Annotated in this window: 26 protein-coding genes and 1 pseudogene; 1 reads left to right on the forward strand and 26 read right to left on the reverse strand. The window is 36.4% G+C overall.

What is annotated here, in order from left to right:
* A pseudogene (locus AC1DG9_RS04015) lies at positions 1–477 on the forward strand (nucleotidyltransferase); the annotation flags it as partial.
* A 58-nt stretch (positions 478–535) separates the two neighbouring features.
* Here AC1DG9_RS04015 and dnaK read toward each other — a convergent pair.
* The 26 genes from dnaK to rplV all read right to left on the reverse strand — a co-directional run bounded on the left by dnaK (position 536) and on the right by rplV (position 16,187).
* Complete coding sequence (dnaK, locus tag AC1DG9_RS04020) at positions 536–2,449, reverse strand: molecular chaperone DnaK (RefSeq protein WP_172661510.1); 1,914 nt, start codon at positions 2,447–2,449, stop codon at positions 536–538.
* 163 nt (positions 2,450–2,612) lie between these two features.
* Positions 2,613–3,803 carry a class I SAM-dependent methyltransferase gene (locus AC1DG9_RS04025; RefSeq protein WP_337717212.1) on the reverse strand — a complete coding sequence of 397 codons (1,191 nt, stop codon included), beginning with the start codon at positions 3,801–3,803 and terminating at the stop codon, positions 2,613–2,615.
* Positions 3,804–3,894: 91 nt separating this feature from the next.
* Complete coding sequence (rplQ, locus tag AC1DG9_RS04030) at positions 3,895–4,437, reverse strand: 50S ribosomal protein L17 (RefSeq protein WP_477634328.1); 543 nt, start codon at positions 4,435–4,437, stop codon at positions 3,895–3,897.
* A 91-nt stretch (positions 4,438–4,528) separates the two neighbouring features.
* Positions 4,529–5,521: a DNA-directed RNA polymerase subunit alpha gene (locus tag AC1DG9_RS04035; protein WP_048907425.1), complete on the reverse strand. Its 993-nt coding sequence runs from the start codon at positions 5,519–5,521 to the stop codon at positions 4,529–4,531.
* A 76-nt stretch (positions 5,522–5,597) separates the two neighbouring features.
* Positions 5,598–6,206, reverse strand: coding sequence for a 30S ribosomal protein S4 (gene rpsD, locus AC1DG9_RS04040; protein ID WP_048907704.1), 609 nt, complete (start codon positions 6,204–6,206; stop codon positions 5,598–5,600).
* Positions 6,207–6,271: 65 nt separating this feature from the next.
* Positions 6,272–6,661 carry a 30S ribosomal protein S11 gene (gene rpsK, locus AC1DG9_RS04045; protein ID WP_048907426.1) on the reverse strand — a complete coding sequence of 130 codons (390 nt, stop codon included), beginning with the start codon at positions 6,659–6,661 and terminating at the stop codon, positions 6,272–6,274.
* 22 nt (positions 6,662–6,683) lie between these two features.
* Positions 6,684–7,061: a 30S ribosomal protein S13 gene (rpsM, locus tag AC1DG9_RS04050; RefSeq protein WP_048907427.1), complete on the reverse strand. Its 378-nt coding sequence runs from the start codon at positions 7,059–7,061 to the stop codon at positions 6,684–6,686.
* An 83-nt stretch (positions 7,062–7,144) separates the two neighbouring features.
* Positions 7,145–7,261: a type B 50S ribosomal protein L36 gene (ykgO, locus tag AC1DG9_RS04055; RefSeq protein WP_008244551.1), complete on the reverse strand. Its 117-nt coding sequence runs from the start codon at positions 7,259–7,261 to the stop codon at positions 7,145–7,147.
* Position 7,262: 1 nt separating this feature from the next.
* Entirely contained in the window at positions 7,263–7,481 is a 219-nt protein-coding gene (gene infA / locus AC1DG9_RS04060; protein WP_048907428.1) for a translation initiation factor IF-1, read from the reverse strand.
* Between the two features lie 71 nt (positions 7,482–7,552).
* On the reverse strand, positions 7,553–8,338 hold the full coding sequence (map, locus tag AC1DG9_RS04065; RefSeq protein ID WP_172661513.1) for a type I methionyl aminopeptidase: 786 nt from the start codon (positions 8,336–8,338) through the stop codon (positions 7,553–7,555).
* A gap of 11 nt (positions 8,339–8,349) precedes the next feature.
* The gene (gene secY, locus AC1DG9_RS04070) at positions 8,350–9,684 is read right to left on the reverse strand and encodes a preprotein translocase subunit SecY (protein WP_048907430.1); all 1,335 of its coding nucleotides are present in this window, start codon (positions 9,682–9,684) and stop codon (positions 8,350–8,352) included.
* A gap of 3 nt (positions 9,685–9,687) precedes the next feature.
* Positions 9,688–10,134: a 50S ribosomal protein L15 gene (gene rplO, locus AC1DG9_RS04075; RefSeq protein ID WP_048907431.1), complete on the reverse strand. Its 447-nt coding sequence runs from the start codon at positions 10,132–10,134 to the stop codon at positions 9,688–9,690.
* A gap of 111 nt (positions 10,135–10,245) precedes the next feature.
* Positions 10,246–10,425, reverse strand: a complete 180-nt coding sequence (rpmD, locus tag AC1DG9_RS04080; RefSeq protein ID WP_048907432.1) for a 50S ribosomal protein L30 — start codon at positions 10,423–10,425, stop codon at positions 10,246–10,248.
* Positions 10,426–10,429: 4 nt separating this feature from the next.
* Positions 10,430–10,948: a 30S ribosomal protein S5 gene (gene rpsE, locus AC1DG9_RS04085; RefSeq protein WP_008244566.1), complete on the reverse strand. Its 519-nt coding sequence runs from the start codon at positions 10,946–10,948 to the stop codon at positions 10,430–10,432.
* A gap of 18 nt (positions 10,949–10,966) precedes the next feature.
* Positions 10,967–11,320 carry a 50S ribosomal protein L18 gene (rplR, locus tag AC1DG9_RS04090; protein ID WP_048907433.1) on the reverse strand — a complete coding sequence of 118 codons (354 nt, stop codon included), beginning with the start codon at positions 11,318–11,320 and terminating at the stop codon, positions 10,967–10,969.
* A gap of 5 nt (positions 11,321–11,325) precedes the next feature.
* Positions 11,326–11,883, reverse strand: a complete 558-nt coding sequence (gene rplF, locus AC1DG9_RS04095; RefSeq protein WP_477634329.1) for a 50S ribosomal protein L6 — start codon at positions 11,881–11,883, stop codon at positions 11,326–11,328.
* A gap of 18 nt (positions 11,884–11,901) precedes the next feature.
* Entirely contained in the window at positions 11,902–12,300 is a 399-nt protein-coding gene (gene rpsH, locus AC1DG9_RS04100) for a 30S ribosomal protein S8 (RefSeq protein ID WP_048907435.1), read from the reverse strand.
* A gap of 112 nt (positions 12,301–12,412) precedes the next feature.
* Positions 12,413–12,682, reverse strand: coding sequence for a 30S ribosomal protein S14 (gene rpsN, locus AC1DG9_RS04105; RefSeq protein ID WP_048907436.1), 270 nt, complete (start codon positions 12,680–12,682; stop codon positions 12,413–12,415).
* Positions 12,682–13,248 (reverse strand): 50S ribosomal protein L5, encoded by a 567-nt coding sequence (gene rplE / locus AC1DG9_RS04110; protein WP_288882897.1) that lies wholly within the window; start codon positions 13,246–13,248, stop codon positions 12,682–12,684. The genes rpsN and rplE overlap by 1 nt, the downstream gene beginning before the upstream one ends.
* Positions 13,248–13,586: a 50S ribosomal protein L24 gene (rplX, locus tag AC1DG9_RS04115; RefSeq protein WP_048907438.1), complete on the reverse strand. Its 339-nt coding sequence runs from the start codon at positions 13,584–13,586 to the stop codon at positions 13,248–13,250. The genes rplE and rplX overlap by 1 nt, the downstream gene beginning before the upstream one ends.
* Before the next feature lies 1 nt (position 13,587).
* A complete protein-coding gene (gene rplN, locus AC1DG9_RS04120) occupies positions 13,588–13,956 on the reverse strand; it encodes a 50S ribosomal protein L14 (protein ID WP_008244575.1) in 369 nt (122 codons plus the stop codon).
* 1 nt (position 13,957) lies between these two features.
* On the reverse strand, positions 13,958–14,212 hold the full coding sequence (gene rpsQ / locus AC1DG9_RS04125) for a 30S ribosomal protein S17 (RefSeq protein ID WP_048907439.1): 255 nt from the start codon (positions 14,210–14,212) through the stop codon (positions 13,958–13,960).
* Positions 14,213–14,225: 13 nt separating this feature from the next.
* Positions 14,226–14,435: a 50S ribosomal protein L29 gene (rpmC, locus tag AC1DG9_RS04130; protein ID WP_172661515.1), complete on the reverse strand. Its 210-nt coding sequence runs from the start codon at positions 14,433–14,435 to the stop codon at positions 14,226–14,228.
* Between the two features lie 74 nt (positions 14,436–14,509).
* A complete protein-coding gene (gene rplP, locus AC1DG9_RS04135; protein WP_008244578.1) occupies positions 14,510–14,932 on the reverse strand; it encodes a 50S ribosomal protein L16 in 423 nt (140 codons plus the stop codon).
* A 38-nt stretch (positions 14,933–14,970) separates the two neighbouring features.
* Positions 14,971–15,819 carry a 30S ribosomal protein S3 gene (gene rpsC / locus AC1DG9_RS04140; protein ID WP_048907442.1) on the reverse strand — a complete coding sequence of 283 codons (849 nt, stop codon included), beginning with the start codon at positions 15,817–15,819 and terminating at the stop codon, positions 14,971–14,973.
* A gap of 5 nt (positions 15,820–15,824) precedes the next feature.
* Positions 15,825–16,187 carry a 50S ribosomal protein L22 gene (gene rplV, locus AC1DG9_RS04145; RefSeq protein WP_037442604.1) on the reverse strand — a complete coding sequence of 121 codons (363 nt, stop codon included), beginning with the start codon at positions 16,185–16,187 and terminating at the stop codon, positions 15,825–15,827.
* Between the last annotated feature and the right edge of the window lie 7 nt (positions 16,188–16,194).

A 16,194-nucleotide genomic window follows, 5' to 3' on the forward strand; every position in this document is an offset into this window, starting at 1 on the left:
GACAGCAACTATTCTATTGTTGGCTATCAAATTGGGAAAACACTATCTGACTTTGGATCTGTATCTCGTGGGGTTTGCAAAACCAATGATGCTGGATTCCTTGAAGAGATTACTGAACGTACTCAGGTTTATAAAAAAGATGGTGGAATTGTATATGAAGAAAATGGTTCTGAATATCCTTTAGAATATAACACCCCGGTTTCAATGAACTTCTGGGGCTTTACTCCAGCTGTTTTTAAATTAACTGAAGACTTATTTAGAGTATTTGCTTTAGAAAATAAAGACAAACCAAAAGCTGAGTTCTTTATCCCTTTGATTGGCGAAAATCTTGTAAAAAGTGGTGCAGCCTCTTTCAAAGTTATACCTACAGATAGCCAGTGGTTTGGAGTAACTTATAAAGAAGATAAGCCTTTTGTACAGGAATGTATAGATCAGTTAGTAAAAGATGGGACTTATCCTGAGAATCTTTGGAACTAGCTAAGCAATAAAAAAGCCCCTTGATAAATTATCAAGGGGCTTTTTATTGCTTAAAAGACTATTTTTTATCGTCTTTTACTTCTTCAAAATCAACATCAGTAACGTTATCGCCACCATCAGCTGACTGAGCGCCATCCTGAGCTTGAGCTCCTTCAGGTTGTGCACCGTCTTGTCCTGATTTATACATCTCTTCTGAAGCTGCATTCCACGCATTTTGCAATTCTGCTTGTGCTGTGTCAATATCAGCAAAGTTTCTTGCAGCATGTGCATCTTTAAGTTTTTTCAAACCTTCTTCAATAGGAGCTTTTTTATCAGCAGATAGTTTTTCTCCAAATTCTTTTAATTGTTTCTCAGTTGAGAAAATTAAAGCATCAGCACCGTTGATTTTTTCTGCTTCTTCTTTAGCAGTTTTATCAGCTTCTGCATTTTTCTCAGCTTCATCTTTCATTCTTTTGATCTCTTCATCAGTTAAACCTGAAGAAGCCTCAATACGAATCTTTTGCTCTTTACCGGTTGCTTTATCTTTAGCACTTACATGCAAGATACCATTTGCATCAATATCAAATGCTACTTCAACTTGAGGAACTCCACGAGGTGCTGGCGGAATACCATCTAATATAAAACGACCAATAGTACGGTTTTGAGCTGCCATAGGACGCTCTCCTTGTAAAATATGGATCTCTACTGAAGGTTGATTATCAGCTGCTGTAGAGAAAGTTTCTGCTTTTTTAGAAGGTATGGTTGTGTTAGCTTCAATTAATTTAGTCATTACACCACCCATTGTTTCAATACCTAAAGAAAGAGGTGTTACATCTAATAACAATACATCTTTAACTTCTCCGGTTAAAACACCACCTTGAATTGCAGCACCAATAGCTACTACCTCATCAGGGTTTACACCTTTAGATGGTTCTTTACCAAAGAAAGCTTTTACTGCTTCCTGGATAGCTGGAATACGTGTAGAACCACCAACTAATATAATCTCATCGATATCACTTGTTTTTAAACCTGCATTTTTCAAAGCTGATTTACAAGGATCAATTGTACGTTTAATTAAATCACCAGCCAATTGCTCGAATTTAGCACGGGTTAATGTTCTTACCAAGTGCTTAGGTCCTGTTGCATCAGCAGTGATGTATGGCAAGTTGATCTCAGTTGAAGTTGTGCTTGAAAGCTCAATTTTGGCTTTTTCAGCAGCTTCTTTAAGACGTTGTAAAGCCATTGGATCCTGGTGAAGATCCATGCCGTTTTCATTTTTAAATTCAGCAGCTAACCACTCGATAATGATATGATCAAAGTCATCACCACCTAGGTGAGTATCACCATCTGTAGATTTTACTTCAAATACACCATCACCTAATTCTAATACAGAAACGTCATGAGTACCACCACCGCAGTCAAACACAACAATTTTCATATCCTTGTGTGCTTTATCTAATCCATAAGCTAAAGCAGCTGCAGTTGGCTCGTTAATAATACGTTTAACAGTTAAACCTGCAATTTCTCCAGCTTCTTTTGTTGCCTGACGTTGAGCGTCATTAAAATAAGCAGGAACAGTAATAACCGCTTCAGTTACTTCATGACCTAAGAAATCTTCTGCAGTTTTTTTCATTTTCTGCAAAATCATCGCAGAAATTTCTTGTGGTGTATATTTACGGTCGTCAATTTCAACCCTTGGAGTATTGTTATCACCTTTAACTACCTTATAAGGTACACGTGATGATTCTTTAGAAACTTCAGCAAAGCTGCTTCCCATAAAGCGCTTTATTGAAGATATTGTTTTTGTTGGGTTAGTAATTGCCTGACGCTTTGCCGGCTCGCCTACTTTACGCTCACCATTTTCTGCAAAAGCAACAATRGAAGGTGTAGTGCGTTTACCCTCGCTGTTGGCTATAACTACAGGTTCGTTACCTTCCATTACGGCTACGCAAGAGTTTGTTGTTCCTAAGTCTATACCAATAATTTTTGACATGCTATTTTATCTATGTTTATGTTTATGAATCTTATTATTTACATCTGTTCAACAAGCAATGTGCCAATAGGGTTTTGGCAGAAAAAATAGTTTTTCTGTAAGATTTTCAATATAAAATTGTCCGAATTACATCATAAAAATGTGACAGTATGACAGAATGCTGTTACATTTCGTCTTTCAAGAGTCTTTCCAAATGATGGTAACCAATTCCGAAATAACTCTTAGTCTGCTGTATCTGAGCTAGTATTTCGGTTTTTCTACTCTTAGCAATCTCTCCTTTTATACCAACAACCAAAACATTTTTTGGAGTATGAACATCCGAAATGAATTCGAATATTTTAGTTTTATAACCAAAATACTCCAGTACCAGTGCCCTGATCCCGTCAGTTATCATTTCTGCCTGGCGCTCCATGAATATTCCATATTTAGTTAAAAAAGAAACATCGTTTTTAGTTTTACCTTTTTCCATTTCTCTTCTGATCTGCTTATGACAGCAAGGTGCAACAACAATTAATTCTGCATTAGTCTTAATTCCTTTATAGATCGCATCATCAGTAGCCGTATCACAAGCATGTAAGGCAATTAACAAATCAATTGAATCAGTATTATAATTATCAATGGTGCCCTCTACAAACCGCAATTGATTAAAGTTCGATTTTTCAGCAATGCTATTGCAGAGCTGTACCATGTCTTCTCTAAATTCAACGCCTACCATATTCACATTTTGATTAAGTACATTATGTAAATAATCATAAAGGGCAAAAGTAAGATACCCCTTACCCGACCCCATGTCCACAACATTTCGGACCTTAGCATCTGGCAGTTCTTTAATCAAAGAACTTAAAATTTCAATATACTGATTAATCTGTCTGTACTTATCCTGAGAATTTTTGAATACATTCCCCTCCTGATCAGTAACCTTTAGCTCTTGTAAATAAGTTTTTCCTGCTGGCTTTATAATTCTCTTCTTCTCTTTATCATGAGACAAACTCGGTTTAATATTAGAAGCATTTTGTCTTTCTCTTAAAGAAATGGTTCCCTTTTTCCCATGCTCTATAATTACTTCTTTATTTGTGGTGAAAAGGGTGCAGATTCTAAAATCATTACTAATCAAATTCTTAATTAGATCAGTGCCATCCTGTATGCTTAGGTTCTTAAATATATCACGGGTTTTATAACGATAATTAAAAGAAAGCATCTCAACTCGCTTAATCTTTACTCTTCGAACATAGATATTCTTAAGTTCTTTTTCATTTCCATGGTAATTCCCTAAAGACGCTTTTAGAAATAGATTTAATGAAATACTTTCTGATAATTGATCCAGAAATAGCTGGATACTAAGTTGATTCGACATGAAATATTATTACAGTACAAAGATAGGTTTTGAAAAGCAAAAAAAAAGTCGGCTCAAATTGAACCGACTCTTATATTCTGACTAGGGAATATTATTCTCCTTTATCTTCTTTTGTTTCTTCAGCAGCTGGTGCTTCTTCTACAACTTCTTCGGCCTTAACCTCTTCGGCTTTAACTTCTTCTGTTTTTGCTGCAGGAGCATCAGATTTTTTAGCTTTGCTTCTACCACGACGAGTAGTTTTCTTTTCAGCTGAATCTGCTTCTTTACCGTACACTTCGTTATAATCAACTAGTTCGATTAACGCCATTTCAGCRTTATCACCTARACGRTTGTTTAAYTTAATGATMCKAGTGTAACCACCTGGACGGYTWGCAACTTTAGCCGCAACATCACGGAACAATTCAGTAACAGTTTCTTTATCTTGTAAGTAACCGAAAACAATACGACGAGAGTGCGTAGTATCAGTTTTTGATTTTGTAATAAGAGGTTCAACATACATACGCAAAGCTTTTGCTTTTGCTAAAGTTGTCGAGATTCTCTTATGTTTAATTAACGATGAAGCCATGTTAGCCAACATCGCCTTACGATGTGAATCTGTTCTTCCTAAGTGATTTACTTTTCTACCGTGTCTCATTTTTAAATTTATTCAGTGTATACCGTCTCTATGAAATTAATCTGAGGGAATTATACACTATTAACAATATATAATTTATGCTTTTAGCTTATTATTCCTCGTCCAATTTGAACTTAGACAAGTTCATTCCAAAAGATAAACTCTTAGATTTAACAAGCTCTTGTATCTCTGTTAAAGATTTTTTACCGAAGTTTCTGAATTTTAACATATCAGCAACATCATAAGAAACCAAATCAGCTAAAGTACGAATATCAGCTGCTTTTAAGCAGTTCAATGCACGAACTGATAAGTCTAAATCAACTAATTCAGTTTTCAGGATCTTACGCATATGCAAGATTTCCTCATCAACTTCTTTAGTTTCTTCTTTAGCTTGAGATTCTAATACYAAATTCTCATCAGAGAACAACATAAAGTGCTGGATTAAAATCTTAGCAGCTTCTTTTAGCGCCTCTTCAGGATGGATAGATCCATCAGTAGAGATATCTAGTATTAATTTTTCGTAATCTGTTTTTTGTTCAACACGATAGTTTTCAATCGTATATTTTACATTTTTCATTGGAGTGAAAATCGAATCTATCGCTATAACTCCAACTACAGCATCATTAATTTTATTCTCTTCTGCTGGTACATAACCACGTCCTTTATTAATGGTCAATTCCACCTCTAAAGTAACAGATTTCTCCATGTTACAGATAACGAAATCTGGATTAAGAACCTCAAAGTTATTAGAGAATTTAGTAATGTCTCCTGCAGCAAATTGCTCCTGGCCATTTACTACAATAAAAACCTTCTCAGAATCACCTGAATCACCTACTTTTTTAAAACGCACTTGTTTTAAATTAAGGATAATTTCAGTCAAATCCTCTACAACACCTTTCATTGTAGAAAACTCATGAGATACGCCAGAAAAACGAATACTTGTAATGGCATAACCTTCTAAAGAAGAAAGTAATATTCTTCTTAAGGCATTACCAATTGTTACACCGAAACCGGGCTCTAAAGGACGAAATTCAAATATACCATCGAAATCAGTTGATTTCTGCATGATTACCTTATCGGGTTTCTGAAATGCTAAAATTGCCATTTATAATGTTTTTAGATCGTTATTAAAATTATGCAACGTAAAAAATTAATTGCCCGTAGGCAATTAATTAAATATATTACTTAGAGTATAACTCTACTATAAGGTTTTCTTTGATGTTTTCTGGTATCTCATCACGATTAGGATAAGCTAAAAATTTACCAGTTAACTCATTCGCATTCCAATCTAACCAATTGAATTTATTGATTACTCTTCCTGCTACAGAATTAGTGATTGCTTCTAATGTTTTTGATTTCTCGCGAACTGCAACAACATCTCCAGCTTTTAATTGATATGAAGGGATATTTACTACTTCACCGTTAACTGTTACGTGTTTATGGCTAACTAACTGACGAGCAGCTGAACGTGTAGTAGCAATACCTAATCTGTATACTGTATTATCTAAACGAGCCTCTAATAATTGCAATAAGTTATCACCTGTAATTCCTTCACGAGAAGACGCTTTGGTAAACAAGTTACGGAACTGACGCTCCAATACACCATAAGTATATTTAACTTTTTGCTTTTCCATTAATTGAACTGCGTATTCAGATTGTTTTCCTCTTCTTTTTGAGGCACCGTGTTGCCCAGGAGGATAATTTTTTCTATCTAATACTTTATCAGGGCCAAAAATTGGCTCTCTGAATTTACGCGCGATTTTGGACTTCGGTCCTGTATATCTTGCCATTGCTTTTTGTTTTAAAGTATCATGCAACCTGAAGCTGCAGACTCTTAGCTTTAAAAATTAATAAATTAAACTCTTCTCTTCTTAGGAGGACGACATCCATTGTGTGGAAGCGGCGTAATATCTTTGATAGAGGTTACTTCGATACCTGAAACCTGCAATGTTCTAATTGCAGACTCACGACCTGAACCTGGACCTTTAACAAAAACTTCTACTTTACGTAGACCTAAATCAAATGCTACTTTACCGCAATCAGATGCAGCTTGACCTGCTGCATATGGAGTGTTCTTTTTAGAACCCTTAAATCCCATTTTACCTGCAGAAGACCATGAAATAGTTTGACCGTTGTTATTTGTTAGGGTAACAATGATATTGTTAAAAGTAGCATTGATGTGCGCCTGACCAACAGGCTCAATAACAACAATACGCTTTTTGGTAACTTTTTTACTCTTAGCCATAATTATTATTCAGTACTAATTTTTATTTAGTAGCTTTTTTCTTGTTCGCAACTGTTTTTCTCTTGCCTTTACGTGTACGAGAGTTGTTTTTAGTACGCTGACCACGCACAGGTAAACCTTTTCTGTGACGTAAACCACGGTAACAACCAATGTCCATTAAACGTTTGATGTTTAATTGAACCTCTGAACGTAAAGCTCCTTCAACTTTTACGCCGTCGTTTATAATGGTACGGATTGCTGATAATTCATCATCAGACCAGTCCTGTACTTTTTTGCTTAAATCGATACCTGCTTCAGTTAATATACGTTGTGCAGTTGATCTACCTATTCCGAAGATATAAGTTAATCCAATTTCGCCTCTTTTGTTTCTTGGTAAATCAATACCTGATATCCTTGCCATATTTGTACTAAATGTTTGATTATTTGATTAAACGACAGATTGAGTAACCTGTACATTCAATCCAATCATACTTCAATAATTTCTTAACCTTGACGTTGCTTAAACTTAGGGTTTTTCTTGTTTATAACGTAAAGTTTACCTTTACGACGAATAACCTTGCAATCAGCACTACGTTTTTTAATTGATGACCTAACTTTCATTTTATTTATATCTATAAGTAATCCTGCCCTTTGATAAATCGTAAGGCGACATCTCTAATTTTACTTTATCTCCGGGTAAAATTTTGATGTAGTGCATCCTCATTTTCCCCGAAATATGAGCTATTATCTCATGTCCATTCTCTAGTTCAACTCTGAACATGGCATTCGATAATGCTTCTTTTATTACACCGTCTTGTTCAATTGAGGCTTGTTTAGCCATATAATATTGATTTTTACTTAATTAGCTGCTATTAAACAGGGTTGCAAAATTAAATAAAAAATTTTAATTATTTACTTTTTTTCTATTAAAACTTCTTCAATTAAAGAAAAGGTTGATAAAACATCTGCTTTTCCCTTTTTTACAGCCACTGTATGTTCAAAATGTGCAGAAGGTCTATTGTCATTACTGGTTACTGTCCAGCCATCAGACCAAAACTTCACTCCGGCTGTGCCGGCATTTATCATTGGTTCTATTGCTATAACCATCCCCTCTTCCAGTTTAATCCCGCTACCACGTTTACCGTAGTTAGGAACCTCTGGCTTTTCATGCAACTTAACTCCTACTCCGTGCCCTACCAGCTCTCTTACTACACCAAAACCATTCTTCTCTGCCAGGTCCTGAACAGCAAAACCAATATCTCCAATTCTGGAACCTACAACTGCCTTTTCTACAGCCAGTCGTAAACATTCCTGAGTTACTTCTACCAACTTCTTCTTCTCGGCACTTACTTCTCCAATTGAAAATGTATATGCTGAATCACCAAAGTAGTTGTTTTTAATAACCCCGCAATCCACTGAGATAAGATCACCTTCCTGAATCACATAATCGCTCGGAAATCCATGAACAACTTGTTCATTAGGTGAAATACAAAGCGAATAAGGAAAGCCGTTATAATTCAAAAAAGCAGGTATTGCGCCATGATCCTTAATAAAAGTCTCAGCCAGCTGATCTAACTTTTTGGTTGTAACACCTGGCTGAATAACTTTTGCTACTTCAGCTAGTGTTTTTGACACTAACAAAGAGCTTTCTCTTATTAATTCTATCTCCTCGAGGGATTTATAATAGATCTTAGACATTCTTTCTTCTACTATATCACTGCATTGCTTCCGCTAGCAGCTGGAATTCCTGTTCTTCCAGTAACACGACCTGTCTTCATCAATCCATCATAATGACGCATTAACAAATAACTTTCGATCTGTTGCAATGTATCCAAAACCACACCTACAAGAATTAGCAAAGAAGTACCGCCATAGAAATGAGCGAACTCAGATTTAATTCCAAACTTAACAGCGATTGAAGGAAGAATAGCGATGATAGCTAAAAAGACAGCACCCGGAAAGGTAATCTTTGAGATCACATCGTCTATAAAAGATGAAGTAGACAATCCAGGTTTAATACCAGGAATGAACCCACCGTTCTTTTTCATATCATCCGACATCTGAGTAGGATTAACTGTAATAGCGGTATAGAAAAACGTAAATGCAATAATTAAAAAAGCAAATGTTAAACTATATGCTAACGAAGTATAATCACTAAACTGAATTAGCCATGTATTTTGTAGTGAAGGAAAAAATTGCGTTAAAGTTGCCGGAATAAACATTAATGCCTGAGCGAAAATGATTGGCATTACACCTGCAGCATTCACCTTTAATGGTATGTACTGTCTTACACCACCAAATTGTCTGTTACCAACAATTCTTTTGGCATATTGAACTGGTACTTTACGTACACCCTGTACAATCATGATAGTGAACATAACTACTGCAAAAAGTGCAACTATCTCAATCACCAAAGCGATAAGTCCACCATCACCTACAAATCTAGAGCTGATCTCTTGTTGTAAAGCGATAGGTAAACGAGCGATAATACCAACCATAATGATCAGTGAGATACCATTACCGATACCTTTATCAGTAATTTTCTCTCCTAACCACATTACAAATAATGTACCTGCGGCCAATACAAACGTAGCCAGAACAAAGAATAATGTATGATTAATGATAATTGCCTCTGGCGGAACCTGAGTTTTTACATAACCAACTGCTTGTACAGCTGTAATAGCAACAGTTAGATAGCGTGTAATTTGATTCAGTTTATTTCTTCCACTTTCACCTTCCTTTTGCATTTTCTGAAACGAAGGTACAGCAATACCTAATAGCTGAACTACAATTGATGCAGAAATATAAGGCATAACTCCCAAAGCAAGAATAGATACTCTGGAGAATGATCCCCCAGCGAACATATCCAAAAGGCCCAAAAGGCCAGACTTCTCATTATCGCCTAAAAGAGTCGCATCAACACCTGGCAAAACCACATGCGATACAAATCTATATACCAAAAGAATCATGAGCGTAAATACTATACGCTCTTTTAATTCTTGAATTTTCCAAATATTACTTAAAGTAGTAAACAGCTTCTTCATTAATTACAATTTTTCGATTGAGCCTCCAACAGCCTCAATAGCTTTTTGTGCAGTAGCAGAAAAAGCATGTGCTTTAACTTCTAATTTAGATTTAACCTCACCACGACCTAATACTTTTACCAGATCATTTTTTGAAGCCAATCCGTGTTCTTGCAAGATAGCAAAATCAATGCTTGTTAAGTTAAACTTCTCAGCCAAACCTTGTAAAACATCTAAGTTTACACCTACATATTCAACACGGTTAATTGGTTTGAAACCTACCTTAGGCACACGACGTTGTAACGGCATTTGACCACCTTCAAATCCAATCTTAGTTGAATGTCCTGAACGTGATCCAGCACCTTTATGTCCACGTGTCGAAGTACCACCACGACCAGAACCAGTACCACGACCTATCCTCTTACTATTTTTAGTAGAACCTGCTGCAGGTTTTAAATTACTTAAGTTCATTTTTAAAACTTATTGTGTTGCCCTTCGCTTTCACTAATCAGGGACAACGGTTAAACAATATACAAAGGTTGCAAATGTAGTCATATAACTCACATCTGCAACCTTAAATAATTATATACTCTCGATAGCTATTAAGTGATTAACTTTTCTTACCATTCCAATAATGGCAGCAGTTGCTTCTACTTCTACACTTTGGTTCATTTTAGTTAAACCTAAAGCTTGCATSGTTCTTTTTTGGCGYTCGCTTCTRTCGATAATGCTTTTTACCTGGGTTATTTTGATCTTCGCCATAATATTATCCGTTAAAAACTTTATTTAAATCTACACCACGTTGCTGAGCTACAGTATAAGCATCACGCATCTTAGTTAAAGCATCAACAGTTGCTTTTACCACGTTATGTGGATTAGATGAACCTTTTGATTTGGCCAATACGTTATGTACTCCGGCACTCTCTAATACAGCACGCATTGCACCACCAGCAATTACTCCGGTACCTACTGCAGCTGGTTTGATTAAAACAAAACCACCTGAGAATTTACCAATTTGCTCGTGAGGAACAGTACCATTTAACAAAGGAACTTTTACCAAGTTCTTTTTAGCATCATCGATGCCTTTTGCAATTGCTTCTGTTACCTCTTTAGCTTTACCCAATCCGTAACCTACGATTCCGTTTTCATCTCCAACAACTACGATTGCTGAGAAGCTGAAAGTACGACCACCTTTGGTTACTTTGGCTACACGCTGTATGCTAACTAAACGATCTTTCAATTCGATTTCGCTAGTCTTAACTCTTTTTATATTGATAGTYGACATTCTTATCCTATTTTCAGATTAAAATACTAAACCAGCTTCGCGAGCACCTTCTGCCAACGATTTTATACGTCCATGGTATAAGTAGCCGTTTCTATCGAAAACAACTTCTTTAACACCAGCTGCGATTGCTTTCTCTGCAACTAATTTACCTACAGCTACAGATTGCTCCGATTTGTTTCCAGTACCTGAAAAATCTTTAGATAAAGATGAAGCTGATACAATTGTACTACCGGTTACGTCGTTAATGATTTGAGCATAAATTCCTTTATTGCTTCTATAAACCGATAAACGTGGACGGCTTTCAGAACCTGTTAATCTTTTTCTGATTCCTTTTTTTATACGATCTCTACGAGATAATTTTTTCCCTGCCATGATGATTATTTTTTAGAAGCTGATTTACCTGCTTTTCTTCTTAACACTTCTCCTACAAACTTGATACCTTTACCTTTGTATGGCTCTGGTGCACGTAACGAACGGATTTTCGCTGCTACTTGTCCTATCAGTTGTTTATCAATACTTTCCAAAATAATTTTTGGAGTCTGACCTTTTTCTGAAGTTGTCGTTACCTTAATTTCTTCCGGTAATTGGAATACATAGTGGTGAGAATAACCTAAAACAAGATMCAAAGTATTTCCTTGGTTAGTAGCACGGTAACCCACACCTACTAATTCTTGTTGAATTTTATAACCTTCTGTTACACCAACAACCATATTGTTTAACAAAGAACGATACAAACCGTGTAACGCTTTGTGTCTTTTTTGTTCTGAGGGACGTTGTACAGTTAATACACCATCTTCCTGACTTACTGTGATATCTGAATCTACTGCTTGAGTTAATTCACCTTTAGGGCCTTTAACAGATACTACGTTATCTTTAGATACAGTAATTGTAACACCTGAAGGGATACTAATTGGGGCTTTTCCTATTCTTGACATTTTGCTATCCTCCTTTAATTAATAAACGTGACACAAAACTTCGCCACCAATGTTTARTTTRGCWGCTTCTTTATCAGTCATWACACCYTTAGATGTAGATAAGATCGCGATACCTAAACCGTTTAATACTCTTGGCATATTCTCTACGCCAGCATATTGCCTTAAACCTGGTTTACTGATACGTACTAATGTACGGATTGCAGGTATTTTCGTAATAGCGTTATATTTTAAAGCTATCTTGATTGTACCTTGAGCAGTAGTATCCTCAAATTTGTAATTGGCAATGTAACCTTTATCAAAAAGTACTTTAGTAATTTCCTTTTTAAGGTTTGATGCAGGAATCTCTACAATTCTGTGATTTGCCTTGATGGCATTTCTTACCCTTGTAAGATAATCTGCTATTGGATCTGTATTCATTTTTTATATAGTTGTGATAGTGGTTTCCTTCCTGACCTATTCGGGACGACCTGCCATCGGTTAATATTTATTTTCTACTCAAGGAAAATACCTTAAGTACAAAGAAGCTGTGTTACCAGCTTGCTTTTCTAACTCCAGGTATTTTACCTGCTAAAGCCATATCGCGGAAAAGTACCCTTGATATACCGAAAGTACGCATATAACCACGAGGACGTCCAGTCAATTTACAACGATTGTGTAAACGTACAGCAGATGAGTTTTTTGGTAACTTATCTAATCCTTCATAATCACCAGCAGCTTTAAGTTCAGCACGTTTGTCTGCATACTTAGCTACTAATTTCTGGCGCTTAACTTCGCGAGCTTTTACTCCTTCTTTTGCCATTATAGATTTGTATTTTGATTTTTAAACGGTAATCCAAATTGTTTTAAAAGTTCCAATGCTTCAACATCAGTAGTAGCAGTAGTTACAAAAGTAATGTCCATACCTAAAATCTTGCTGATTTTGTCGATGTTGATCTCTGGGAAGATGATTTGTTCGGTAATACCTAAAGTATAGTTACCTTTTCCATCAAAACCTTTATCATTGATACCTTTGAAATCACGGATACGTGGCAAAGCTACGGAAATTAAACGATCTAAAAACTCATACATGTTATTATCACGCAAAGTAACACGTACACCTACTGGCATACCTTTACGCAATTTAAAGTTTGAGATATCTTTTTTAGATTTTGCTCCAACTGCCTGCTGACCAGAGATAGTAGTCATCTCCAAAATAGAGCTGTCCATTATTTTCTTATCAGTTACAGAGAAACGCCCAACACCTTGGTTAATAGCGATTTTCTCTAACTTAGGAACTTGCATAACGCTTTTATAATTGAACTTATCTTTAAGTGCAGTTACAATTTCCTCTTTATATTTACTTTTTAATCTTGGTACGTAAGCCATTATTTGATCTCCTCTCCTGATTTTTTACTAACCCTAACTAATTTCCCATCAGCATTAAGCTTTCTGCCAACGCGTGTTATGTCACCTGATTTAGGATCTATTAACGCAACGTTAGAAATATGAAGAGCAGCTTCTTTTTTAATGATACCACCATTTGGGGTAGCAGCATTTGGTTTTGTATGTTTTGATACAAGGTTAACACCTTCTACAAGGATTCTGCTTTTAGTAATTAATACTGAAAGAACTTTACCTTGTTGGCCTTTTGAATCGCCAGCTATAACCTTTACTAAATCTCCTTTACGGATTTTTACTTTTGGTGTAGTTACTTTATTTTTCATTTTATAATACCTCCGGTGCTAATGATACAATTTTCATGAATTGTTTTTCACGCAGTTCTCTTGCTACCGGGCCAAAAATACGTGTACCACGCGGCTCATCTTGTGCATTTAATAATACTGCTGCATTGTCGTCGAAACGGATGTAAGAACCATCTTTACGTCTGATCTCTTTCTTTGTTCTTACAACAACTGCTTTAGAAACGGTTCCTTTCTTGATGTTTCCAGAAGGCAATGCACTTTTAACGGTAACAACGATTTTGTCACCAATAGAAGCATATCTTTTTCCAGTACCACCAAGGACACGGATAACCAATACTTCTTTTGCGCCGCTATTGTCGGCTACGTTTAATCTTGATTCCTGTTGTACCATGTTATTTAGCCCTTTCTAAAATTTCCACTAATCTCCAGTTCTTGTTTTTACTCAGCGGACGAGTCTCCATGATCAGTACTGTATCACCAATACCGCAATCGTTTTTCTCGTCATGAGCCATAAATTTGGTAGTTTTCTTAACAAACTTACCATAGATCGGGTGTTTCACTTTACGTTCTACCGCTACAACAATAGATTTATCCATCTTGTTGCTTACCACTAACCCGGTTCTTGTTTTTCTTAATTGTCTTTCCATTTCGACTCTAAAGTTATTTAGTTTCACTAGCTGACTGAGCTTTACGCTTAGTCACTTCAGTATTTAATCGGGCGATATCTCTTCTTACCTTTTTAATGCGGGTAGGATTCTCTATAGCCGAAATTGTATGCGCAAATTTTAACTTTACTAAGTTTTCTTTTTCTTCTGCAATCCTGACTACTAGTTCTTCTTGTGAAAGCCCTGTGATTTCTGAGTTCTTCATTTTATTAATTTTTATGTTGTGGGCCTAGCGGTTGTAATAACAAGTTACTTACAACATTCAACCCATAACTTTTCTTATGCCTCTACGTAATCTCTACGTACTACAAATTTTGTTTGGATCGGTAATTTTTGAGCTGCCAATCTCATAGCTTCTTTAGCAATTTCTAAAGGAACTCCTTCGGCTTCAAAAATAATACGTCCTGGTCTAACTACGGCTACCCAGTATTCCGGAGCACCCTTACCTTTACCCATACGTACTTCGGCTGGTTTCTTAGTTACCGGTTTGTCCGGGAATATTCTAATCCAAACCTGACCTTCACGTTTCATGAAACGAGTCACGGCAATACGGGCTGCCTCTATCTGACGACTGGTAATCCATGTCGACTCTAAAGATTTAATCCCGAAAGATCCGAATGACAATTCAGCACCACGAGTTGCTAAACCTTTCATTCTGCCCTTTTGCATCTTTCTGAACTTCGTTCTTTTTGGCTGTAACATTTTATCTTAATATTATCGTTAAACGATCTGTTAACTAATTATTTACGAGGACCTCTATTCTGAGTATTTCCGCCTCTATTATCTCTTCCTGCACCAGGACCGCCTTGACCAGGACCTCTTCCGCCACGACCTTTGTCGTTTCTTCTGTCGCCACCGCCACGGTTATCTCTGTCTCTACCACCACCTGCAAAAGCACCTTCTGGTCTTCCACCTTTGCCTGGAGCATTGCTCGTAGCACCGATGTTTGGAGAAAGATCACGTTTACCGTAAACTTCACCTTTACAGATCCATACTTTAACACCTATTTTACCATAAGTAGTTAAAGCTTCTGCTAATGCATAATCAATGTCTGCACGGAAAGTATGCAAAGGAATTCTTCCTTCTTTATACTGTTCGCTACGAGCCATCTCAGCACCACCTAAACGACCAGAGGTCATAATTTTGATACCTTCAGCACCCATACGCATTGTTGATGCGATAGTAGACTTCATTGCTCTACGGAATGAAATCCTTGCTTCTAATTGTTTTGCAACACCTTCTGCTACTAATTGTGCATCAAGCTCAGGACGTTTAATTTCAAAGATGTTGATCTGAATTTCCTTCTTAGTCAATTTTTTCAACTCTTCTTTGATCTTGTCAACTTCCTGTCCTGCTTTACCGATCACAATCCCCGGACGAGCTGTATGAATAGTAACAGTGATACGTTTCAACGTACGCTCTATTACCACTTTAGCTACACCGCCTTTTGCAATACGTGCAGAAAGGTATTTTCTTATTTTTTCGTCCTCAACTAATTTATCAGCATAGTTGTTGCCACCGAACCAGTTAGAATCCCAACCTTTGATGATTCCTAACCTGTTACCTATTGGATGTGCTTTTTGTCCCATTTCTGTTAATTAGTTTGAGTTTCAACGTTTTTACTATCTACTATCAAAGTTACGTGGTTTGAACGTTTACGTATTCTGTAACCGCGTCCTTGAGGTGCTGGTCTTAATCTTTTTAACTGACGACCACCGCCTACCATTATCGTTTTCACGTATAATTGGTTTTCTTCAGGGCGAGAACCTTCATTTTTAGTTTCCCAGTTTTTGATAGCCGATAATAATAGTTTCTCAACTCTTATTGCTGCTTCTTTATTGGTAAACTTTAAAATATGTAAAGCTTTCTCAACACGCTCACCTCTGATAAGATCTACAACCAAACGCATTTTACGTGGTGAGGTTGGACAATTGTTTAATTTCGCTACTGCTTCCATCTCTTAA

The sequence above is a fragment of the Pedobacter sp. 05L430 genome, from assembly GCF_056397585.1.